Consider the following 22,268-nt stretch of genomic DNA (forward strand, 5'->3'; position numbering starts at 1 on the left):
TTGAGGGAAAGGGGATTATGAACGAATTTAATGACAACAGACAGGTGTATTCTGATTCGATAAGGGGAACATATGTAATATTTCCTTTAAAGTATGAAAGCAGTCTTAACCTAACAGAGCTTACTATTGATGGGGCGGAAAATGCGGATTTTTCATCATATGATATGTCAGATATTCTTGCCAGAAGATGTAGGAAAGAAAATGGTTTTGTCAGAAGATACATTTTGAATTCATGCATTGATGATGTACATTTTTCAGATGGTAAAATATTGGCAGTTAATGAGAGCCAGTTATATGTATTTAATAACAAAATAGCATTTTTCACGGTGCTTGTTACATATGACAATGCTGACGCGGGTTACATCGATAAGCTTATTAATCCGGGATATGTACAGAATTACAACCGCAGTTTTGAAGAAAATGTAATTAAAGCTGTAAGTAATATTTCAATAGGCGGTGTCAGTAATATATTCAGATTGTATGTTGATGATATGAAACTGGCGGTGAAGGAGACATATCTTTTTAATGTGGCACTTGTAAGCAGGCGTTTTAATGAGTTGGAGACTATTGAAAGAATTACATTTAACGAACATAAATTAATAGACATTTCGCGTGATTTTTCAGATCCTTCAGAAAAGGATATAGCATATACATACGGAGCGAAGGATATTAATATGTGTTCATACAGATGGGGTGCATGCATTACATCACAGTCAATATCATATGTGTATGCAACAGATGATATGACAGCAGAAAATGTTGTAGGGCAGTCAAGAGATGATGTATTTCTTACAATGCTGGTTTTACACCAGAAAAGTACATGCATGCTGGTTAATGAAGGAATTCAGAATACTCTGATTGACAATAAACGTCAGAGTCTTAAGTATTTCAGAAAAGTGAAAATGCTTAAAAAAGAAGCGTTGGAATTTCGTGCTTCAGGTACGCTTGCACCATCGCAGGTATCACGCTGGAATAATGTCTGCGAAACGTACAGATGTCTGTTAGCCGTTAATGGAATTGATGAAGCACTTGAAGAAATCGAGCAGAAGGTTGAACTCATAAGAGACGAACAGGAGAGAAAATCTTCTGACATGCAGAATTATGTGGCAACTGTCATAGCAGTATTTGGCTTGATTTCGATTGTTGCGTCTGTATTATCAATAGTTGATCTGGTAAATAGCGGTTCGACAGACATAGTAGCAGCTCTTGGAGTTTCGTGCATAGGAGTTGTGTTGTTTGTGTTCTCGTGGTTGATTTTGATGTTGAAGAAATAGGATAAGAGATTTATTGGTTTTGAAAGGGGTTATATAAAAATGGATATTAGTCAAGAGGAATTTAAAGAAATAATAAAAGTAATATTTAATGAAACTGAAGGTAGTGAATGGTATAAAAAATTTGAAGAAAAATTTGATAAGATAACAAAAGAAGACGACAAAATAATAGGTGATTATGGTTGCAGCATAGGTGCAATGGAATTAATGCTCTTTATTAGGAAAAGAATGAGAGATGAGGGATTAGCACCAATCATAAGTTTAATAAGTGATATATCAATAAGAGGCAAGAAACATTATGATTATATAATTGATTGCATGCAGAATTGTTCACCTCAATTTATAGATAAATTTCCTGAAACATATAACATTGATATAAAAAAAAGCGTAAGTGTAAGAAACGGTAAAGAAATAGTAAACTATAATTTGAGTTATGATGTTGACGGGTGGAATTATACAAATATACAGTATAATTGTGAAGACTGGATGAAATATATGCCAGTTAAGCAAGAAGAAAAACCAGTACAAAACTATGTAACACATTTTTACTATAATGAATTAGACCACTATTTAAGTTATTATGTTTCATTAATAAAAAAGCATGTAGAAAAGGCGAAATGTCAAGACCCTGGACTTAAAGAGATAATAAGAGAAATAGCGTTATTAAAAAATATTAGAAAAAATTAAATAACACTCCCCAAAGGCGAAAAAATCCGACCTCTCCGACATTATAATAAATAATAGACGAGAGGTCATCTTGTCTGAACACAAAACACCATATAAAAGAGAGGAGAACAGCCAGACGAAAGGAGCTTATTAATGAAAAGAAGAAATCAATACATAAGCCAGCTTGGAGTATCGAGAAGAATTTATGGCGGTAATTTTGTCACAGAGAAAAAGCTGTACAGAATTCGTCAAAGATATCGATATGGATTTGATTATCGCGACATTTTTAATATGGATATGTCATTTGCAGAATGGTTATACTCACATATGCGAATGTATAAGGATAATGGTGTTCATGATGATACTATGACTACTGTAACATTTGATGGCAAAGAATACACCATACAAGAGGCGGTGGATTGGATTATTGAAAATACCGGGGGATTTATCAGGTATGGTTATTATTTGGATACACATTTTGATTACATAACAAGATATCCTCTTATTGGAAAAATGATGAGTAAATTTAATCCGGCTGTCAGAATGTATTTACAGGAGTATGAATGGCTTGAAGATAATGAAGGTCAAATAACGGATAATTTTATTAAGTCAGGCAGATTATTTATTGAGATAATGCAATATTGCTGGTTATAGGAAATAATGTCTATAGATAAGGAGAATCACAATGGCAATTAAATTTAAAGAGATAAGAAGATTTCTGGCAAGAAACATAAGATTATCAATCTGCTTTTTAGACGGGCATTATCATAATTATCTGTTGGTATCCGATATTCCGTCTTCGGAATATGATGAGTTCTATGTGTACGGAGTAGGTATGACTGATGTGGAATTTTCGCTGGATATTTATTCAGAACCAGATGAAATAAATGGGGAAGAAAATATATATGGTAGGGATTTTACAATACAGCCGGCGATAGAGATAGTATTATCTGATAAACCACGGGATATTGAAAGAAACATTTGTGGTAATCTGACATTTAAAGATCTAAAACCGTATTTACAGGTTATTGATGAGTTCAATATTGTTAATAAGCTGGACTGGTCAGATGAATCATATAAGTGCAGAGAAAACATTCCAGAAAAATATGACAACATGTATGTGTACGGTATAGGAATGGAAGATAACACTGATTTAGAAGAAACATATAGAGAATTAAAACATGACACTCACCTTAAGAAAAGAATGGTGCTGGTGCTTTCGGACAACCCGAGACAGAACTAAATGAAAAAAGAGGCAGATAAATTGAAGTGTAAAAATTGTAAATATAAAACCAATATAGTAAATACAAGTGAAACAGGTTCGGCAATATGCTCATATCCAAGCTCGTGGTTTCCTGTAAATATCGAAGATAACTGTCATTTTATTCCAGAAAAAAAGGAAATTACTTGTAGTGATTGTTCCAGATTGCATGAAGATATGGCGTGTTTTAGCTGTGCTGAAGATGACAGTGCAATATTTAATGGGCAGTTGTGCAGGGGATTTATAGATAAAAGAAAAGAAGAATTGAATCGTATTCTTATGTTTTGGAAAGTACAGGGATTTTATGACCGTAAAAAAATAAATGAATTAATCGACGAATTTGAACGGTTTTATGATAGTTTATTTAAGCAGGAGTAATACATTTGAAGATAGCAGATAAATGTGAAAAAGAGGCAGACATAACTTTATCAGACATAGAAAAGATGAATATGTATGATATAAAAGCTGCACATATCAAAGAAGACAAACAGAGAATTATTGAAATTGAAGGAAAGTTTAGCGGGATTGATACACTGAAGGATTTATTAAAAATGTAATGAGAGGCACATATTTATGGATATTACAATAGATGATAATAGAAATGTATATGTGGTTTCGGATATTCATAATTATGCAGATGGATTTAAAAGGCTGTTAAAGAAGATACAGTTTAATGAGAATGATTTGCTGATTATTGATGGAGATATATTTGACCGTGGAGATAAGCCAGTTGAGCTGTATTTTGAAATATTAAAATATCCCAATATACAGATGATACAGGGCAATCATGATGTCTGGGTTGCAAGGCAGATTATTGAACAATTCGGACATAGAAAAACTGGAGAATATATTTCTTATAATACAGTGGCTATTATGGAGAAGCGGCTGACACCTGTTGATATTCTAAGACTTGCTGAATGGATACAGGAAAAGCCATATTATATTAATCTCACCATTAATGGCAGGAAATATCAGATAGCACATGCACAGACATTTCTGACGCCTGAGCGTATGTTGGATAAAAGAAAGATATATATGGGAGACGGGTATTATGAGTATTTTATCAGAGGTGTGGAGGAACATGAGCAGTTTATATCGGTTGTGGGGCATACTGTAACTGATAACAGGAGAATATGGGTGTCTCCTTCAGGACGGACTATACGCATAGATTGTGGTGCTGGTTATAAATGTTATGGTAAAGAGGGAACACTGGGGGCAATAAGGTTAAATGACATGAAAGAATTTTATATTAATTAATAAATTTTGATAAATGGTGGAAAAAACCGACCAAACTGTTATTATAATAGAGAATACAATATATTATGATTAACACGAGGTGACATATGGCAAAGAGAAAGATTCAGAAACCAACACGTTTTGAGCGTATGTATAAGGTGTGGGATTATCTGAGAAAGAATACAGACAGAAGACACCCTACCAGTATTGCTAAGATGAGGAAAGACGAAAATATAAATGCGTATATTGGTGATAAGGAGACTATTAACAGGCTTTTAAAAGATATGGCAAATATTATGAATCTGGAAGATGGAGGAAGTGATTATAAGCCAGAGGCTGAGTGGCGGCTGTATTTTGATGATTTTAAGAAGTTTTACGGTGATAAGGAACGATATGAGCGGGATGATTCTGATGAAGATGATTCTTATATTGCAAATGTAATGCGAATAAAGAACCTTTACTATAACAGAACATTTTCTGAGAAGGAGGTTGATTCAATTATTGAGGGTATTATGGCAACAAGGACACTGGACTCCAAGTCGGCGCAGGAGCTTGTCAGGAAGGTTGAGGACAATATGACTACGGTATTTTATAAGAGAACGCCGAGACATATATGTAAGGTTCAGGAGCCGGAGCTTGCAGACAGGGAGCTGCTGAAGGACAATCTTGCCATTATACAGAAAGCAATTGATGATAATGTGAGAATACAATTCAGATTCAATGGCTATTCTTATGAGAAAAAGCTGGAGCCGGTCAGGGAAGAGTCAGACGAGCTTAGCCCATACTATATTGTTGCGAGTGGTGGAAAATACTATCTGCTGGCGGCTAAAGAGTATGAGGGTTACAAGCCCAATATGTCTATATGGCGGATTGACCTTATGACGGATATAGAGATTCCGGGAAGAAATGACAGGCTTCATATAAAGGGAATACCGCGTATTCCAAAGAAAAATGTTTCAAATCTTCCAGAAAAATGGTCAGAAGATTTTCAGTTGAAACATCTTAATATGTCGTTTGATAAGCCGGTTCCGGTAACACTAAGGATTAAGAGTGAAAAATGTGAAGACAATCCGAAAAAGAGAGTCCGTCCCGGATATACATTTTTGCATGACTGGTTCGGAGATTCATTTACATACATAAGAACAGAAAAAGAGCCACCATATGACGATATCGTCAGGGTGGAGTGTTCACCTTATGGTATGGCACACTGGGCATTGCAATACAGTGAACTTGTGGAAGTTCTTGAGCCGGAAAGTCTGCGGGAAGATATAAAAATTAAGATAAAGGCGTTGAATGAAAAGTATTCATTGTGAAAAGAAGTTAGATTAATAGGAGGAAAGTGGAGTTTATGTCAAAAGTATCTTTTGTGATTGGAGCGATGGCTTCTGGTAAAACACATTTCATAAAACATTTTTTTGCTTATAAGGATGTTGATGTTTTAAATATTTTTGACTATCAACAAAAGGCATATAAAGAATCTGGATTTGGAGAAATGATGCCTATAGGAGTTCAATTCAGATGTTTGATGAAAGCTAATGATATGCTTCTTAACGATATCATAGAAAAACTGAAATGTGGAAGAGATGTTGTCGTAGAACAGACATTTTTTAAAGCAAAGCGTCGAATTGTTTATGTTGATGCAATACGTGAATCTGTTGATGCAGAAATGGAAATATATGTTATGTGCCCAAGTGATGAGAGATGGCAGAAAAATATTAGAATAAGAAATTTGGAAGAGGGGTGTGGCTCTTTTAAGATGAATACTTCAGAGATAGAATTTCCGAATCCGATTGAAGGATTTGATTCCATTTATGAGGTGTCAGAAGACGGCATCAAATTAAGATTAGATCCGCTTTTGGATGAGCAGTTCCTGATAGATGCAAGAAAACAGATTACAGACGAAAAAGAGAGAATAGAAAAAGAAGATGATAAATCAAGGAAACGTAAAGCTTTATTGGAGAGTATGAAAACACGACCGTTTTGGCACTATTGTGAAGTGTGTGGAAAGAAGGAGTTTTTGACTGACGAAGATGCATTCAATAGAGGATGGGATTACCCGCCTAAAATGGGTTCCTTTGGGCTGCTTGGACCTCGGACATGTGGGGATTGCAAAATGAAGGATACTTTGTATTGGAAGATACAGACATCTGGGAAGCTTCCGATAGTCATAGAAGGAGATTTGAACGATAAAGATCTTATTACTTGGAGACGTATAAAAGGAGAACCGGAGAGCCTCCTTAACGAAGAAAATCAGTAATGGGAGAACTTTACATTAATCAATGGAGGAATGTAAATGATTGATATAACAATGTCAGATGATTATAGGAAGTTTTTAGAAGAACAAAATTATAAGTTTACAGATTCCCAGACAGCAACTCTTGTCTGGAATGACCCAATGAAAAACAGACAGCAGAAGCTGGAGGCATTGGCTTTATTAAGGGAGACTACGAAAGATATTGTACTTAAGAAGCAGCTCATCGAAAGAATAGAGTATGAAAATAAATTGTTTGATACATTTAAAGATAATTCTAAGGGCAGGTATGTATATTTTGTAGAAGACAACGAAGGGGACAGCAGAGGTTTTTTCGGTGATTATGAAAGAGCCGTACATTATATCACTAAATATATAGCGGAAAATGAAAAGTATAACAATAAGTATATGGAAGAAAATAAAAAAGAAATAATAAATAGTGAATTGTTATACGAAATACATAAGCAGATAATTGTGAAATCAGATGATGATGAGAAGAATCTGGTAAGGTGTACGGGAAGACCCGGTTCAAAATTTAATTATGAAAAATATGAGGATTATGATGGTCTGCCAGTGGGAACTTATACATTAAATAACAAAGGGAATATAGTTCATTGGTGGAGTGATGAACTGTCAAAAGAGGAAGCAGACATAGTAAATCCGTTCAGACCGGAAAGATTTGAAGGTGCATTTTTTGAAATCCCATTTTGTTATAAGTCAGCAGGTACTCCGGTGAAGGATATAGTAGATGGAACATATGGTATACTTTCATTTGGAGAAGATGACTGGAATGATTATCTTCAAGAGATTAAAGACAGAAAATGGGAAGTTGATTATTCAGATATTCAGGCTGTGGTTTTATATCCAATAAAGTCGGAGTACTGGGATCATATGCATTGTAATCCATTGCATCTTCAGATGGAACTGCCGCCACATATGGAGAACAAAGAGGAAGATGTAGCTTATAGGAGAGCCATGGAAGCACTTAGTGATTATTGCTTTTACAAAGGAGAGCGTAATACTGATGAAACAGCCAAACGGTGTATGAAGGAATATGCCAAGACTTGAGCAGGATAATATTTGGAGGTGCCTGATGATAGAAAATTTTATAGACAGATTTGTTCCATCTAAAGATGAAAGAGAGTTTCTTAAAGACAAGAGTGTTACATTTTCGGATGTGGAACAGGCAGAAATAATAATTAATCATGAGTGCTTAAAAAATTCAGAGAAAAAACAGGCAGTGCAAGAGTTGAAAGAAACCATATCAGATAAAGAATTGATAAAGAATTTAAATAAGGCAATTGATGAAATACCGGATTCGGAGAATTGCTGGCACGAATCGGGTATGAAATGCTTTTATAGAAAATTTGATATTCCACATAATTTCAGACATGGGGATATAGTAAGAGTTGTTGATGGGAAACATGAAGGGAATATCGGAGTAATACTTGGGCTTACAGATGAAGAGTATGAGAAACTTAAAGTCAAAAAGGGTGATTACAGTGATATACAAATATGTATTGATGTCATATTCAGAGGATATGATTATCTTGGAGAATTTTCACACTCGCATGTTAATCCAATATATATTGAGAGAATCCAGCTTCCAGAAAGTGATGCAAGGAAACATTACATCGACTATCTTGTGGAAACATGCGATAAACAGTATTTATCAGATTATAATACAGCTACAGACAAAGAAAAAATAAAACAACGAATCCACATTTTGTCTGCCGTTATGTGGGCGCAGGAACATCATAACCAAATTATGTATCTGGTGGATAGTGCAAAGGATAAAGCTTGTTTTCAGGAGATGCTGATGGAACATTATTATTTTGACAGAGAACAGGCATGTGCTATTTCGGATATGAGAATGAGTGTGTATACAGCATTAGAAAAAGATAGAACAAAAAAGGAAATACAGGAATTATTAATGAAAATGTAATTATAAGAAAATGGAGGGCGTCAGATGGAATTAAAACAATCAGATACGATAAACAGATATGATAAAGAAATGAAATCACAAGAGGAGTTAAAACATTTTCAGGAATCAGCGGCACTTTTTTATAAAGACGCACAGGAATTATACAAAGAAGATGTCAAAAGAAGAAAGAATAATTAAAGGTGAAGTATGAGTATTGAGTATAATGTGCTTAATATATTAAAGGAACACAGTTCCAAAGAGGCTGCAATAACGCTGAAGGTTACTGATATCGTTACTTATATGCATAGGGAATATGATAAAAGTATTACAGATAAGCAGGTCAGGAAAGCATTAAAGGATTTGACGGACTCAGAACTTAATCTGCCTGATGAACAGAAGGTAATCAGATACAGGACATATGACAATGAACGCCGCAAGACAGATTATTATTATAACAACATTATAACCGATGTAGAGTTTAAATTCCTAATTGATTCTGTGTTGTACAGTAACATTTTTAATAATGAAAGAGCATTGGATTTAGCTGGGCACATTCAGACTTTATCAGGGAAGAATCTGAAAGATATAACACCTTATGCAAATGCTTCTTTCGGGCGGACCAGATATGCACAGAATACAGATGTTCTGGCAAACTGCCAGCTTATAATTGAAGCCATTAAAAATAACAATTACATAGAATTTGACTGGAATGTATATGATGTTAAGAATAAAAATGTTTATCTGCATTTTCGGGGAAGAAGAACGGTGATTCCTATAAGACTTATGCTCAATAATGGAAGATATTTCTGTCTGGTAAGATACAGGGACAGCAGGAAAGTGTATACATACAGTGTTGACCTTATGACCGGATTAAGAGTAAAGGAACAGAGGAAAAGTGATGGAATAGGCTTTCATAACCTTAATATACCATTAGAGAGAGCAGTATATATTCTGAATCACCCTTACATGATGGGCGGTGAATTAAGGCCTTATATTGTCAGGATAGACAGGGAGTATTTTTCAAGACTGATAGATGATTTTTCATATGAGATAAATGTTTTGAAAGAAACGGATACAACAGTTGATATCCGTGTAAATGCGTCATGCAAGGGAATGGCATACTGGCTGTGTCATCATTATGATATAGCTTCAATTGTTGATAATAAGGATAAAGAGCTGAATAAAGAATTAAAGAAGGCAGCAGAGTCTATATTAAGACAGGTACATGATTGAAAAAAGGAGGAACACGAATGAACTACTATATTAGTGATATGCATTTCTTCCATAAAAATGTGACAAAGGAAGGCAATAATTTTGATAACCGTCCATTTAATTCATTAGCTGAAATGCACCAGTATATGAAAGAAAAATGGAACAGTAAGATTACAAATGGTGATACAGTTTATATTCTTGGAGATATTGCCATGCGGGGTACAAACGAGGAGCTGATAGCCTTAGTTGCACAGTTAAAGGGCAGGAAAGTTCTTATTAAAGGAAATCATGATGATGTTTCTGATATGAGGTATAAGAATATTTTTGAAGAGATATATGATTATAAGGAAATTACTGACTATGTAAACCAAGATGCATACAAGCTTGTATTAAGCCATTATCCTATACTTATGTGGAATGGACAGCACAGGGGGACAATACATTTGTATGGACATACTCATAATACTTATGAAAATGAATTCTATCAGGAATGTTTACGCAAGCTGAATATGGAAATGCTTATGCGGTCAGAGAAGTGTTATGATATAGCAAGGGCTTACAATGTAGGCTGTATGATGCCTTATATGAATTATGAGCCACGTACACTGAAGGAAATACTTAATAAATAACATACTTAATAAATAGCATACGGAGGGAATATATGGCGACATATGTGATATCGGATATTCATGGTGAATACGGGAAGTTTATGGAACTGCTGGATATAATACATTTTTCAGATGAAGATATATTGTATGTGCTGGGAGATGTTGTTGACAGAGGAAAGAATCCGGTGAAGACGCTTCTTAAGATGATGGAAATGCCAAATGTTATACCTATAGCAGGTAACCATGAACAGATGATGCTGGAATGTATGTCGGTTCTTATTAATGAAGTAAAAGATGAGAATTCCATCAAAGAATTTGCAGAAAAGTTTAGTGACGATATGTTCCAGAAGCTTTATGCATGGCAGAGAAATGGTGGGATTGCAACCACTGATGAGCTGAGTAAGCTGGATAATGAGACAAGAAAAGATGTGCTTGATTATGTGGCAGATTTTTCATGGTACGAGAAGGTAGCGGTTAATGGACAGAAGTATCTTCTTGTGCATGGAGGGCTTGGCAATTTCGATATTAAGAGGGATATTGATGATTATTCGCTTGATGAGCTTGTATGGTCAAGGGTGGATTATGATGTCAGATATTTTGATGATGTAATAACTGTTACAGGGCATACACCAACAAGATATATTGAGGACAATCCCAGACCAGGCTATGTGTACAGAAAGAATAATCACATTGATATTGACTGTGGTGCATATCTGCCGGGTGGAAGGCTTGCGGCAATATGTCTGGACACAGGTGAAGAATTTTATTCTGGTGGCAATGATAAAGACTGAGAATTTATGGAGGAATGTACATGAAAATATATTGCATGAGTGATATTCATCATCACATGATTGGATTTGGGTCGTGGCATACATGGTAATAGGACTTATATGTCCGCCGCTTGGAGCAATCATAATGTTTATTTGGTTATTTCATTAATGAATGAACTTCTTTTATATGATTATTTATGCTATCATATAAAAGAAGTTTTTTGTATTATCGTGGAGTTTGGAGGTGCAATATGCCTAAATCATCAAATCAGAAATTGAAGCTTATATATCTTATGAAGATTTTTCTGGAGAGAACAGATGAAACTCATAGTATTACTATGCCGGAGATTATTGATGCACTCGCTGCGTATGATATAAGTGCGGAACGCAAAAGTTTGTATAATGATATTGAAAATCTCAGGGTGTATGGTCTGGATGTTATAGGAACGCAGGAAGACAGGACATATTCCTATCATATTGGGAACAGACAGTTTGAACTTGCAGAATTAAAATTATTGGTTGATTCTGTGCAGTCTGCAAAGTTTATAACAGCTAAGAAGTCAAATGAGCTTATAAAAAAGATAGAAGGGCTTGCCAGTAAGTACGAAGCATCACAGTTACACAGGCAGGTATTTGTGGCTGGTCGTGTAAAGACGATGAATGAGAGCATTTATTACAATGTTGACAGGATACATACAGCAATAGCAGAGAATTCGAAAATAACATTCCAATATTTTCAGTGGAACGTAGATAAGAAGATGGAACTACGCCATGATGGAGCACTTTATGAGGTCAGTCCATGGTCATTATCCTGGGATGATGAAAATTATTACTTAATTGCGTATGACAGCAATGATGGAATAATAAAGCACTTTCGTGTAGATAAAATGCTTTATATCAAGTCAAATGGCAAGGGAAGAGAAGGGCGACAGGCATTTAAGTCTTTTGATATGGCTGCATATGCCAGAAAAATGTTTGGCATGTACGGTGGGAAAGAAGAATGGGTGCACATTGAGTGCGACAATTCTTTTGCAGGTGTAATGATAGACCGTTTTGGCAAAGATGTATCTATGATTAGGTTGGATGATAAACGCTTTGTAGTCAATGTGGAAGTTGCAGTCAGCAGACAGTTTCTGGCATGGATTATAGGTCTTGGTGAGGGAGTAACGCTTGCAGGACCACAAAATGTGGTTGAAATGATGAATGCTGAAATTGACAGACTGGTAAAACAATATAAAAAATAAGAACAAAAATTCGACATGCAAGGTGTGTTTATGGGACACCTTAGTATTTATAATAAGAATCAGATAAGAGATAAACTCTTACTGGTTCTTATTTTTTTTGCACAGGTGAGGTGGCAGAGTGGCAAGGTTATGGTATTGGATTAGAAAAACAGTATTACATGCTAAGGAATGCAGAGGATGCTGCATTATGTGTGAATATTACGATGTATGCAGAAATGATGGGATATTAGAATAGGAGGTGCCTATGGGAACGGATTCTTTATATTACATAATGGATTATAGTGGTCATTATTATAGAACTGATAAATCAGATCAGTTGGTAGCAGTGGCAGGAGAACAGGATGCAACAGTATTTACATTTGCACAGGCTAACAGCCGTATATGTGTAGGAAAGAAGGCATCATTTTATTGTATGGTTCCGATTGAAGAAACAGAGGAAGATATGAGCACAGAAGTATCAGGCAGTAATGAAATAGACGATAATTCCGGTGCATTACCCGCTGAAGAACAGAAAGAAAATAATGATGATGAATACATTTCACCTATAAAAGAACTAACATATGATGAGGTAACAGAACCAATAGAGAAAAATGTTGCATCATATGACCTGTCGGAAATGGACTGGGCAGAATATCTTACCCATTTTACATATCTTGTAGAGGGGTTGAAAGATTATAGGGAGGAGTTGTCGAAAAAGCATTCAGATATAGACCAGAAGATATGCGATATTCTTCACTATATTGAATTATGTGAGACTGATGATAATGAAGCCGCTGATCTGGTTGAACTGCTGAGAGTGTGTAGGGAAAACAGAAGGGATATCAAGGATGAACTGCAAAAAATTGAATATTTTCAAACCGGTTTTGGGACGAATGCCAATGTCACCAGAGCGAAGCAGGCATTAAAAAGTATTAAAGGTTTGGAAACAAGAAAGTATAAACCTAGAAAATACGAAGAGTTGTTTGAAAATTGCGTGCTCAAAGACAGGCGGTTGCAAAGAGACGATATACATACAACAGCTCCTGTTGGTTCAAATGCAAAGCAAAGATACAGCGTTGAACCAACATTTGATGAAAAGGATGGTGAAGAAACAATGGCAGAAGAAAGAAATTACACTCTGTTTGACGGAAAAGAGAATGACTGGGTTTCATTTGCAAGGCAGCAGGCGGAGTTTTATAGAAATGCCGGGCAGTATATAACAAATCTACAGATAGACATCAAAGAGATAGATGCGGATATTGAAAACATCCTTATGGAAACAGAAGATGCTAATTGCAACGTAGCTCAGGGATATAAGATATTTAAGAGACTTAAAGAACTGAGACTTGAAAAGAAAGCAAAAATGAAAGAACTTAACTGTCTGTATGCATTAACAGATTACATTGACTGTGAATCCCTGGCTGATACCTGTGAAGATAATCTGGCGGAAATTGAAGATATAATGGAAGTTCCAGAACATAGTGAAGTGACCAAAATGCAGCCTGTAGATAACGGGCAGGAAGAAAATATGCATATAGTAGAAGATATGGTTGGTTGAAAATAAGGAGGATAATTCCCATGACAAATAAGACAATATTAAGAGAAATTCATAGAGAAAATAGAACAGTAACTTGAAGAATATGATGAATAATCAGGTAAAAGAACAAAGATTCGATATACAAGGGATGATTATAGGACAGCTTAAGTAGTACTATATAATCAGAAAGAAACAAATAACCTTGATAATTCTTGATTACAGGAGGTATGGCAATGAAAAATTGGATGGATTTAAATGGCGATGGCAAAATAGATGGTGCGGAAATGATGTTTGCAGGAGAAATGCTTTGCACCAGCAGGGAAGAACATGAAGCATTATTTGGAGATGCCGGAGACTTTGAGGATGACACAAAGGATGATTTTGAGATTGATGCAATGGCAGCAGGACTTGATGTTGATGAATTAGAACTTATGGATCCTGATGACAGGGCAGAGGCATTGGAAGAAGCAGGGTTAGACCCGGATGATTATGACTTTGACTGAGTTTTTTGAAAAGGAGGCTGATTTGTATGAAAAGAGATTCATTTGGACTTGGATTGGCAGTAGCGTTTGTAATGGTATGTGTTGTGCTTGTGATTGGTTCAATAGGTGTGGCAAGTGAACCTAAGTGCATTAAGGCTGGATGTGATAATAAACAGGCAAGCGGAAGCAGTTATTGTTATCTGCACAAACCATATACGGGCAGTCGTACATCTAATAGCAGTTCGACACATAGCAATAAATCATCCAGCAGTAATTCTAAAAGTAGTGCAAGCAGTTCTGGTTCAAGCAGTAGTTACAATAGTAAATCAAATTCAACAAATAAGTCATCATATAGCAGCGGCACAAAAAAGAGTACATATGATTCTTATGATGATGGCTATGATGATATCTATATGGATGGCGATTATGACTATGACAGATATGACAGAGATAGAGATTATGCCGATGGTGTAGATGATGCAATGGATGAGTTGGGTGAAGATTGGTAAAGATGATTAGAAGTGCAGTATAATTGAAATATAGATAAAATATAGATATGATAATTTTTGACTTCTTATAGAATAATGGAGGCAATTAAAATGAGATTTGGAATGAGAACACCGAGTTTAAAGAAATCAATTAAAGCAAGAACAACAGGAAAAGCCAAGCGAGCTGTTAAGAAAGCTTTAATTCCAGGTTATGGAAAGAAAGGCATAGGGTGGATAAAAAATCCAAAGAAAGCAGCTTACAATAAGGTTTATAAAAAGACAAGTTTTGGTATTATGGATTTATTTAAGTAAAACATTAGAGAAATATATTAATGAAAATATTTATGAGATTTTAAAACAATCATAAATATATTTTTGCGAGAGCTAAATTAATATTAGATAATAATTCCAATATGTTGATATTAATATAAATTATATAATAATTATCTAATATTTACATTCCAATATGGTAAGTACTTGCAAGTTAAAAGTATACAATAATAAGTAAAAAAAATCAATCCCAAATAAAAGTTACAGGCTGATACATAAAATTACACCTATTAGATAATTTTTATATTGACATATATAATAATTAGTGATATATAAAACATGAATAGATAATTAAAGAAAGGAGGTGTGAACAATGATTCAGTTAACATTGGAATTTCAATTAGAAAAGCCTGAGCTACCAGTTGAATATGAAAGAGTGGTTGTAAGTTTTTTAAAAGCAGCAAGTAGCAATTACTCAAAGGAAATGTTTGAAAGATTATACGATAAGAGCAAGTCGATAATAAAAACATTTACGTACAGTGTTTATTTGCCGGGAGCATTTTTTGATAAGAATGTTATAAGACTTGGAGAAAAAAGATTTAAAATATTTTTTTCAGATGCAGATATGAGACAGACTATCGAGTGGTTTAATTCATTTCAGTTGATGCGGATGAAAAAATATCCGTTAAATAATAACTCAATGCAACTTATTTCGGTGAAATCACAGAATAGAAAAGATATAGTTGATAGTGAGCTTGTTATTAAAATGCAAAGTCCGCTTATCGTAAGACAGCATAATTCAGATACTAACAGAGATGAATACTATACATATGATAGTAAGGAGTTTGCTGATAAGGTAAAGGAGAATGTTTCAGTATTTTTACAAAGGGTTAATATAGATGTATCTATGGATGGATTTTCTTTACTACCTGTAAAAGGTAAAAAGGTTGTGGTTAACTGCTTTGGGAGAAAGATAGATGCTAATATAGGCATCTACAAAATAACAGGAAATCCTGAATTGCTTAATATACTTTATCAGTCAGGAATTGGTAGCAGGCGCAGCGAAGGACATGGAAAGTGGGAAGTATTGATGTAGGATAGTATATGTATTATGTATATTTTTATGAAATGTATCAGAACAAAAGATATAGAAATGATATCATAAAAGCGAGAGGAGGTAAAAAATGGGCAAATATCTTATAACGACAGGAGATTTTCTTAAAAATGCCGGTATTGTTGGCTTGTATTATATACTTAAAGAATATAAATTTAATGTTATTGAAGGCAGGGAGTACGGTATAAAAGAGCAAGGGGGCAAAGAATATGACTTTGAAGCATATGAGAGTGGATTGTGGTTGGATGAAGATTTTATAGAAAATGCCGATTGGACAGATATGTTTTTTAAAGCATGTGTTTCCTGTTACAGAGATAGTACGGTGTATGCAAGAGTTTTAGATAATATTGATGTTATCATTGATAAAATTAATAATGGCACATGGCAAAAAAATACAGAAGATAAAGAAATGCTTGATTTTATAAGTGATAAGCTTTTGTCAAATAGTTATAAATCGGGTTTTGATAATATAAAGAATGAGGTAGAGAATGTTTCTGTATATGAGAATTTACAGAAAGAAAAATTAAGCTTTAAGTTAAATCCACAAGAGCTAAAAAAGCGTTTAGAAGAATTAAATGAATTTTTAAAACAACCTTTATGTGAAGAAACTTTTGTTATGAAGAGTGTTATATATAATTATATTAATCGCTTTTGGGATGGAAAATGTTTCTTATTAAGAGCTAATGCAAGGAAAAATATGCGAGAATTGTTTGAACAGGATTTTATTGAGCCTTTCAAAGCGTATGTAAAGAAATCACATATTAAGGATAAAGATATGTGCATTGACTGTGGAAAAATGATGGGAAGCAAGGATAAGGTTTCAATAGCATTTATGAAGGATATGGCGGATGACCTTTCAAGAAAAAAATCAGCTTTCTGGAACTGTAAAGTAGATGCTTTTTTGTGTCCTGTGTGTGCATTTGTTTATGCATTATGTCCGTTGGGATTTAATCTTTTGGGCAATAGATTTGTGTTTCTTAACACGAATGTTTCTATTGACGGATTAATACAGGCTAATAAAAAGAATAATTATGTTTACAAAAAAAATAATATACATTCAGATAATACGGAAAAACAGGATAAAGGGAGTTATTCACAATGGTTATCAAAGATGTTAAATAAGTTGATGGAGCATGAGCTTAAAGGATTATCAAGTGTTCAGGTAATCATCAGAGGTACGAGACAGAATGACAAGTATATTTTTTCGGTTGTAAGTAATGATGCATTGAAAATTATCAAAGAAAGAACGGTTCAGAACGCTTTAAAGTATATGGAGATGTCACCGTATATTATGTTAGAAAGTGAATATGTTAATATTCATGAACAGGTTATTTTTAATATACTGAACTTTAAATGTCAGGAAATGATTCTTAACAAGGTGTTAAGGGAATCAATAGAGTCGTCAGCTTATAATGCATCTGCTTATTGGATTTATAATGTGCTTTTGTGGACAAATATAGTGAAGAGTGGTAAAGAAAATGGAGGTAAGATAGCTATGAATAGGTTGGCAGTAATGAATAGTGGTTATTCACTTCGTATAGCTTTATTGGCATCGAAGGGGGCTGCAGACGATGAATGTATCAGAGGAACATTGTATCAGCTTATGAATGCTCTTTCTACAAAGAATACAGGAAAATATCTTGAAATAGTTATGAGATTATATAGTTCATGCAAAGTTCCTGCAAATGAGGAACAGGCAAGTAAGCTGATAGTTCCATGTGAATTAATAAATATGTTTAATAATCAAGGACTATTTGAAGAGTATGGATATGCATTTTACATGGGATTAAAGGGATGCAATTCAAATTTCCAAAAAGAAGATAATAAAATAGTTAAGGAGGGTATATAGATGAAAAAGAATGGATTAACATTAACAATGGTATTTTTGGCGGAGAGTGCTAATTATGGTGAGGGTGTAGGTAATATAACAGCTTTAAAAAAAATGACAAGAGGAGATTTTCAGCAGTATTCATATATATCAAGACAAGCTATAAGATATAATATTATTCAGCAACTTAATTGGGATAATACTCCTGTAGACGGGAAGAGTGGAGTGGTTCAGTTTGCACCTTCTGCTACAATAGAAGATTATCCTGAGATAGATTTATTTGGTTATATGAAGACAACTTCAAAAGATGATAGTATTAAGGGAGGAGCAACAACAAGAAGTGCTGTTGCAAGACTTAGTAATGCAATATCTCTTGAACCATATCAAGGAGAATTAGAATTTCTTACTAATATGGGACTTGCAAAACGACAGAATCTTGGTAATGCTATTGCACAAAGCGAGATACACAGGGCTTATTATACATATACATTGTCTATAGATCTTGACAGGGTCGGTGAAGATGGTGATATTAGCATATCATCAGAACAAAAAAAAGAAAGAGTAGATGCATTATTAGATGTTGTACAGTATTTATACAGAGATATCAAAGGAAGAAGAGAGAATCTTTCACCGTTGTTTGTCATTGGTGGTAACTATGCAAGAAAAAATCCATTCTTTGAAAATTGTGTGCGTATAAAGAATAACAGTATAAATACAGGTGCATTTCTTGATGTGCTGCAGGGTGATGACAGTATAAAGGATAATACTGTTGTTGGTGTTGTATCAGATATATTTGATAATGACGCTGAACTGAAAGAAAAGATGCATGCAGTAACAGTTGCAAAGGCATTTAGTCAGTTAAAGGAGAAAGTGAGCGAGTATTATGATGAAAGCAATTAAGTTGCACTGTTTTCAGAATCTTGTTAATTATAAGAAGCCAAGCAGCTTTATTATAAAAGAAACATATCCGCTTCCACCATATTCAACAGTTATAGGAATGATACATGCAGCATGTGGGTTTAAGAGATATCATAGAATGAAATTAAGTATACAGGGAAATAATCAGGGAATGGTTTCTGAATTGTATGCAAGATATTCTTTTTCATCGGGTGCAAAATATGAAGAAGGAAGACATAATATATGCATTGAAGATGGTGAAAAATATGGAATATTTAAAGGTGTGGCTAATGTAGAATTAGTTTGCGAAAATGACATAATTATTCATATTTTGCCTGAAGAAGATGAAGATATGCAGATTATATATGAAGCACTTAAAAATCCACCAATGTATTTGTCACTTGGCAGATATGAGGATTTGATAGATATAAAAAGTGTTGATATAGTGAATCTGAGAATGGAAGATGAGGCCGCAACAAAGCATAATATATATATTCCGGTGTCTTATATTATGGAAAGAGGATACGAAAATATTAATTCTACTGTATATACCATAAATAAAGAATATGAAATAACCAAACAGGGAATTCGAAGATGGAAGTCAGAGAAAGAAGGCGGACGTATCAAGGCTTTTTATTATCCAAGTGGGATAGTGATAGAGAATATTTTAGTAGATGACTCAAAAGCAGAAGATGTTGTTGTTTTTGCATAAATAAAATTAATAGATACATATTGGAATGTAATTTGTTGATAATGGCACTAAGGGTTTGTAGAAATAGAAGGAGAAAATATGGAATGTTATGCAAAGTCAGCAACAAAAAGTTTGTCTGATAATGAAAAAAATGAAATTATAGAAAAGATTAATTCTGTAATAGAAGAAGTACAGGATAAGCTTACATTAAGCGAAAAAACAGCTATAGATAATTCTATTAACGAATTTATTAATACGACAGAAAAGGGGCAGGTTACATTAAAACAGCATCTTGAAGAAATAGTAATATGTGCAGAGAATTTTTTTGAGATTTATGGCAGATATTTTACTGAAAAAGAAAAAAGTCTTGTTATTGAAGCATGTCGTATACATGATATTGGTAAAGTTAACAGAGTGTTTCAGGCTAAAATAGGTAATAGGAATTCAAATTCAGATGAAAAGTTTAATTATGAAATTCCTCACGGATATTTAAGTGCGGTAAGTATATCAAAAGATGAACTAAGTAGTTTAGTGCCGGATTGTACATTAGAGGATTTTAAGATATTTATAACGGCTGTTTATCATCACCATGATAGGGAAGATAAGTGGGAAAGTGCGGAAATAAAGCAATATTGTAATAAATATTATCTTGATAATCTAAAAGATTATTACAAAAATGAAAATAAAAAAATAATGTCAGCTAACGTTAATAAACTTTTATTTAGAAATAATAAAACATCTGTAAATTTGAGGATAAAGAATGAAATATGGGAGAAATATGCTTTAATTAAGGGGCTTTTAAATAAGTTTGATTATACAGTAAGCTCAGGTTATGAAGAGGCAGAGGTGGCTTCGGATATTGATGATAAAATATTAGTGAAAAATATTTATGAATATTTTAAATTACATAATATGAAATTTAATTCTATTCAAATATATATGAAAAATAATATCAATAAGAATCTTGTAGTAGTAGCACCAACCGGAATGGGAAAAACAGAAGCAGCTTTAATATGGGCTGATGGTGAAAAATGTTTTTATACATTACCGTATATGGTTTCATCCAATGCTATATATGACAGAATAAAGAGGACGTATAATTATGGCAATGTAACATTATTACATTCAGGAAGTATGCAGTATTTTATAGATGAGAGCAAAAGAGGAGATGAAAGTGCTTATAATGCGTATCAAAGGTCAAAGTTGCTTTCATTCCCATTGACTGTGTGTACTGTTGATCAGATATTTAAGTTTGTATATAAAGCGTTGGGAACGGAAATATTTGCTGCAACACTTAAATATTCTAAGGTCATAATAGATGAAATACAGTCGTATAATTCAGAGATTATTGCTGCAATTATATATGGGTTAAAAATTATATCAGATATGGGAGGCCATTTTGCCATTATAACAGCAACATTTCCACCGGTATTAAAAAGCCTAATGGAAAAATATGGCCTTATAGAGAATGTAGACTATGAATATAAAGATTTTTCAACATCAGCAGGAATTGTAAGACATTGGCTTGATGAAGATTATGGAGATATTGATGTGGATAAGGTTATTAAATCAGCTAAAAATAAAAAGGTATTGGTTATATGTAATACTATTGGCAGTGCACAGAAGTTATATGAAAAAATATATGATATATACGATTCAGGTTTGGTTGAAGAAACAGAAATACATCTTTTACATTCACATTTTATAAAATGTCATAGAAGAATATTGGAAGAAAATATAATGAGATTTTCAAAAGATGAATTATCTGCCGGTATATGGATAACAACACAAATTGTAGAAGCCAGCCTTGATATAGATTTTGATGTATTGTATACAGAAATGAGTACTGTTGATAGTTTATTGCAGCGTTTGGGAAGGTGTAACAGACATGCACGTTATATTCCTACAGAGGCTAATGTTCATATATATGTTACGAAAAATATTGATTATATATACGATAAAGATATATATAAACGGTCAGTTGATATATTGAAGGATTATACAGGAAGACCTTTGGTTGAAAGAGAAAAAAACGAATATATAAACAGAGTGTATTGTACAGAAGATTTGATTGATACAGCCTATTACAAAAATATTGAGAGTGCCTTGGAGAATTTCAAAAAAATTAATCAGGCAGAATATAGTAAAGCAGAAGTTGATAAGCAGTTTAGAGATATAAATAGTGTTACAGTGATACCTGATAATATATATAATCAAAATATTGACTTTATAGATAATTGTTTAAATATTATTAATAATAGATATATAAAAAAAGATATTAGGAGCATTATTATGTCTAAAATATCTGACATGACGTTATCGTTACCAATATACAATAGATACAAATTACCGGAATTGGTTGACGAATGTGTTATTAAAACAAGAGGTAAAGATATAGATTATATAAAACAGGTGGAGATGAATATTCATAGAACAAGAAGAATGTACGAATTTGATATGGAAAAATGTATGGGAAGAGGGTTAATGAAAAAGGAAGCACAGAATTCTATATTTATATAGTAGTTGTGAAGAACATTGG

25 protein-coding genes are annotated in these 22,268 nt (G+C 33.7%); all 25 read left to right on the forward strand.

Going from position 1 to position 22,268, the window contains the following annotated elements:
- Positions 1–17 precede the first annotated feature (17 nt).
- The 25 genes from H8S01_RS06415 to cas3 all read left to right on the forward strand — a co-directional run bounded on the left by H8S01_RS06415 (position 18) and on the right by cas3 (position 22,249).
- Positions 18–1,274 carry a hypothetical protein gene (locus H8S01_RS06415; RefSeq protein ID WP_186836596.1) on the forward strand — a complete coding sequence of 419 codons (1,257 nt, stop codon included), beginning with the start codon at positions 18–20 and terminating at the stop codon, positions 1,272–1,274.
- Between the two features lie 39 nt (positions 1,275–1,313).
- The gene (locus H8S01_RS06420) at positions 1,314–1,958 is read left to right on the forward strand and encodes a hypothetical protein (RefSeq protein WP_186836597.1); all 645 of its coding nucleotides are present in this window, start codon (positions 1,314–1,316) and stop codon (positions 1,956–1,958) included.
- 132 nt (positions 1,959–2,090) lie between these two features.
- Positions 2,091–2,591 carry a hypothetical protein gene (locus H8S01_RS06425; protein WP_186836598.1) on the forward strand — a complete coding sequence of 167 codons (501 nt, stop codon included), beginning with the start codon at positions 2,091–2,093 and terminating at the stop codon, positions 2,589–2,591.
- A gap of 31 nt (positions 2,592–2,622) precedes the next feature.
- Positions 2,623–3,180 carry a hypothetical protein gene (locus H8S01_RS06430; protein WP_186836599.1) on the forward strand — a complete coding sequence of 186 codons (558 nt, stop codon included), beginning with the start codon at positions 2,623–2,625 and terminating at the stop codon, positions 3,178–3,180.
- A 21-nt stretch (positions 3,181–3,201) separates the two neighbouring features.
- Positions 3,202–3,576 carry a hypothetical protein gene (locus H8S01_RS06435; RefSeq protein WP_186836600.1) on the forward strand — a complete coding sequence of 125 codons (375 nt, stop codon included), beginning with the start codon at positions 3,202–3,204 and terminating at the stop codon, positions 3,574–3,576.
- Positions 3,577–3,581: 5 nt separating this feature from the next.
- Positions 3,582–3,755: a hypothetical protein gene (locus tag H8S01_RS06440; RefSeq protein WP_186836601.1), complete on the forward strand. Its 174-nt coding sequence runs from the start codon at positions 3,582–3,584 to the stop codon at positions 3,753–3,755.
- A gap of 16 nt (positions 3,756–3,771) precedes the next feature.
- Positions 3,772–4,455 (forward strand): metallophosphoesterase, encoded by a 684-nt coding sequence (locus tag H8S01_RS06445; protein ID WP_186836602.1) that lies wholly within the window; start codon positions 3,772–3,774, stop codon positions 4,453–4,455.
- A gap of 86 nt (positions 4,456–4,541) precedes the next feature.
- Entirely contained in the window at positions 4,542–5,747 is a 1,206-nt protein-coding gene (locus H8S01_RS06450) for a WYL domain-containing protein (RefSeq protein WP_186836603.1), read from the forward strand.
- Between the two features lie 35 nt (positions 5,748–5,782).
- Positions 5,783–6,691 carry an AAA family ATPase gene (locus H8S01_RS06455; protein WP_186836604.1) on the forward strand — a complete coding sequence of 303 codons (909 nt, stop codon included), beginning with the start codon at positions 5,783–5,785 and terminating at the stop codon, positions 6,689–6,691.
- Positions 6,692–6,727: 36 nt separating this feature from the next.
- Positions 6,728–7,753: a hypothetical protein gene (locus tag H8S01_RS06460; protein WP_186836605.1), complete on the forward strand. Its 1,026-nt coding sequence runs from the start codon at positions 6,728–6,730 to the stop codon at positions 7,751–7,753.
- A 25-nt stretch (positions 7,754–7,778) separates the two neighbouring features.
- Positions 7,779–8,630, forward strand: a complete 852-nt coding sequence (locus tag H8S01_RS06465) for a KOW motif-containing protein (RefSeq protein ID WP_186836606.1) — start codon at positions 7,779–7,781, stop codon at positions 8,628–8,630.
- Between the two features lie 24 nt (positions 8,631–8,654).
- Positions 8,655–8,807 carry a hypothetical protein gene (locus H8S01_RS06470; protein WP_022098859.1) on the forward strand — a complete coding sequence of 51 codons (153 nt, stop codon included), beginning with the start codon at positions 8,655–8,657 and terminating at the stop codon, positions 8,805–8,807.
- A gap of 9 nt (positions 8,808–8,816) precedes the next feature.
- Positions 8,817–9,842, forward strand: coding sequence for a WYL domain-containing protein (locus H8S01_RS06475; RefSeq protein WP_186836607.1), 1,026 nt, complete (start codon positions 8,817–8,819; stop codon positions 9,840–9,842).
- Between the two features lie 17 nt (positions 9,843–9,859).
- The gene (locus tag H8S01_RS06480) at positions 9,860–10,450 is read left to right on the forward strand and encodes a metallophosphoesterase (RefSeq protein ID WP_186836608.1); all 591 of its coding nucleotides are present in this window, start codon (positions 9,860–9,862) and stop codon (positions 10,448–10,450) included.
- A 32-nt stretch (positions 10,451–10,482) separates the two neighbouring features.
- Positions 10,483–11,220, forward strand: coding sequence for a metallophosphoesterase (locus H8S01_RS06485; RefSeq protein ID WP_186836609.1), 738 nt, complete (start codon positions 10,483–10,485; stop codon positions 11,218–11,220).
- Between the two features lie 230 nt (positions 11,221–11,450).
- Entirely contained in the window at positions 11,451–12,443 is a 993-nt protein-coding gene (locus tag H8S01_RS06490; protein ID WP_186836610.1) for a helix-turn-helix transcriptional regulator, read from the forward strand.
- A 244-nt stretch (positions 12,444–12,687) separates the two neighbouring features.
- The gene (locus H8S01_RS14065; RefSeq protein ID WP_243204250.1) at positions 12,688–13,980 is read left to right on the forward strand and encodes a hypothetical protein; all 1,293 of its coding nucleotides are present in this window, start codon (positions 12,688–12,690) and stop codon (positions 13,978–13,980) included.
- A 212-nt stretch (positions 13,981–14,192) separates the two neighbouring features.
- Entirely contained in the window at positions 14,193–14,462 is a 270-nt protein-coding gene (locus tag H8S01_RS06500) for a hypothetical protein (RefSeq protein ID WP_186836771.1), read from the forward strand.
- 26 nt (positions 14,463–14,488) lie between these two features.
- Entirely contained in the window at positions 14,489–14,950 is a 462-nt protein-coding gene (locus H8S01_RS06505; RefSeq protein ID WP_243204252.1) for a hypothetical protein, read from the forward strand.
- Between the two features lie 90 nt (positions 14,951–15,040).
- Entirely contained in the window at positions 15,041–15,241 is a 201-nt protein-coding gene (locus H8S01_RS06510; RefSeq protein WP_186836611.1) for a hypothetical protein, read from the forward strand.
- A 331-nt stretch (positions 15,242–15,572) separates the two neighbouring features.
- Positions 15,573–16,295, forward strand: coding sequence for a CRISPR-associated endoribonuclease Cas6 (gene cas6 / locus H8S01_RS06515; RefSeq protein ID WP_186836612.1), 723 nt, complete (start codon positions 15,573–15,575; stop codon positions 16,293–16,295).
- Positions 16,296–16,383: 88 nt separating this feature from the next.
- Positions 16,384–18,162 (forward strand): Cas8a1 family CRISPR/Cas system-associated protein, encoded by a 1,779-nt coding sequence (locus H8S01_RS06520; RefSeq protein WP_186836613.1) that lies wholly within the window; start codon positions 16,384–16,386, stop codon positions 18,160–18,162.
- Positions 18,163–19,041, forward strand: coding sequence for a type I-B CRISPR-associated protein Cas7/Cst2/DevR (gene cas7i / locus H8S01_RS06525; RefSeq protein WP_186836614.1), 879 nt, complete (start codon positions 18,163–18,165; stop codon positions 19,039–19,041). It abuts the gene before it with no gap.
- Positions 19,025–19,750 (forward strand): CRISPR-associated protein Cas5, encoded by a 726-nt coding sequence (gene cas5, locus H8S01_RS06530; protein ID WP_186836615.1) that lies wholly within the window; start codon positions 19,025–19,027, stop codon positions 19,748–19,750. Before cas7i ends, cas5 begins: the two co-directional genes overlap by 17 nt.
- A 78-nt stretch (positions 19,751–19,828) precedes the next feature.
- Complete coding sequence (gene cas3, locus H8S01_RS06535) at positions 19,829–22,249, forward strand: CRISPR-associated helicase Cas3' (protein WP_186836616.1); 2,421 nt, start codon at positions 19,829–19,831, stop codon at positions 22,247–22,249.
- Positions 22,250–22,268 lie beyond the last annotated feature (19 nt).

It is taken from the genome of Lachnospira hominis (ex Liu et al. 2021), from assembly GCF_014287955.1.
Lineage (GTDB): Bacteria > Bacillota > Clostridia > Lachnospirales > Lachnospiraceae > Lachnospira > Lachnospira hominis.

Excerpts from the sequence above, each read along its gene's own strand:
- H8S01_RS06510 (WP_186836611.1), top strand. The coding sequence starts at position 15,041 with ATGAGATTTGGAATGAGAACACCGAGTTTAAAGAAATCAATTAAAGCA.
- H8S01_RS06490 (WP_186836610.1), top strand. The coding sequence starts at position 11,451 with ATGCCTAAATCATCAAATCAGAAATTGAAGCTTATATATCTTATGAAG.
- cas6 (WP_186836612.1), top strand. The coding sequence starts at position 15,573 with ATGATTCAGTTAACATTGGAATTTCAATTAGAAAAGCCTGAGCTACCA.
- H8S01_RS06425 (WP_186836598.1), top strand. The coding sequence starts at position 2,091 with ATGAAAAGAAGAAATCAATACATAAGCCAGCTTGGAGTATCGAGAAGA.
- H8S01_RS06465 (WP_186836606.1), top strand. The coding sequence starts at position 7,779 with ATGATAGAAAATTTTATAGACAGATTTGTTCCATCTAAAGATGAAAGA.
- H8S01_RS06445 (WP_186836602.1), top strand. The coding sequence starts at position 3,772 with ATGGATATTACAATAGATGATAATAGAAATGTATATGTGGTTTCGGAT.
- H8S01_RS06415 (WP_186836596.1), top strand. The coding sequence starts at position 18 with ATGAACGAATTTAATGACAACAGACAGGTGTATTCTGATTCGATAAGG.
- H8S01_RS06505 (WP_243204252.1), top strand. The coding sequence starts at position 14,489 with ATGAAAAGAGATTCATTTGGACTTGGATTGGCAGTAGCGTTTGTAATG.
- H8S01_RS06450 (WP_186836603.1), top strand. The coding sequence starts at position 4,542 with ATGGCAAAGAGAAAGATTCAGAAACCAACACGTTTTGAGCGTATGTAT.
- H8S01_RS06480 (WP_186836608.1), top strand. The coding sequence starts at position 9,860 with ATGAACTACTATATTAGTGATATGCATTTCTTCCATAAAAATGTGACA.
- H8S01_RS06485 (WP_186836609.1), top strand. The coding sequence starts at position 10,483 with ATGGCGACATATGTGATATCGGATATTCATGGTGAATACGGGAAGTTT.
- cas7i (WP_186836614.1), top strand. The coding sequence starts at position 18,163 with ATGAAAAAGAATGGATTAACATTAACAATGGTATTTTTGGCGGAGAGT.
- cas5 (WP_186836615.1), top strand. The coding sequence starts at position 19,025 with ATGATGAAAGCAATTAAGTTGCACTGTTTTCAGAATCTTGTTAATTAT.
- H8S01_RS06430 (WP_186836599.1), top strand. The coding sequence starts at position 2,623 with ATGGCAATTAAATTTAAAGAGATAAGAAGATTTCTGGCAAGAAACATA.
- H8S01_RS06460 (WP_186836605.1), top strand. The coding sequence starts at position 6,728 with ATGATTGATATAACAATGTCAGATGATTATAGGAAGTTTTTAGAAGAA.
- H8S01_RS06470 (WP_022098859.1), top strand. The coding sequence starts at position 8,655 with ATGGAATTAAAACAATCAGATACGATAAACAGATATGATAAAGAAATG.
- H8S01_RS06500 (WP_186836771.1), top strand. The coding sequence starts at position 14,193 with ATGAAAAATTGGATGGATTTAAATGGCGATGGCAAAATAGATGGTGCG.
- H8S01_RS06520 (WP_186836613.1), top strand. The coding sequence starts at position 16,384 with ATGGGCAAATATCTTATAACGACAGGAGATTTTCTTAAAAATGCCGGT.
- H8S01_RS14065 (WP_243204250.1), top strand. The coding sequence starts at position 12,688 with ATGGGAACGGATTCTTTATATTACATAATGGATTATAGTGGTCATTAT.
- H8S01_RS06455 (WP_186836604.1), top strand. The coding sequence starts at position 5,783 with ATGTCAAAAGTATCTTTTGTGATTGGAGCGATGGCTTCTGGTAAAACA.
- cas3 (WP_186836616.1), top strand. The coding sequence starts at position 19,829 with ATGGAATGTTATGCAAAGTCAGCAACAAAAAGTTTGTCTGATAATGAA.
- H8S01_RS06420 (WP_186836597.1), top strand. The coding sequence starts at position 1,314 with ATGGATATTAGTCAAGAGGAATTTAAAGAAATAATAAAAGTAATATTT.
- H8S01_RS06475 (WP_186836607.1), top strand. The coding sequence starts at position 8,817 with ATGAGTATTGAGTATAATGTGCTTAATATATTAAAGGAACACAGTTCC.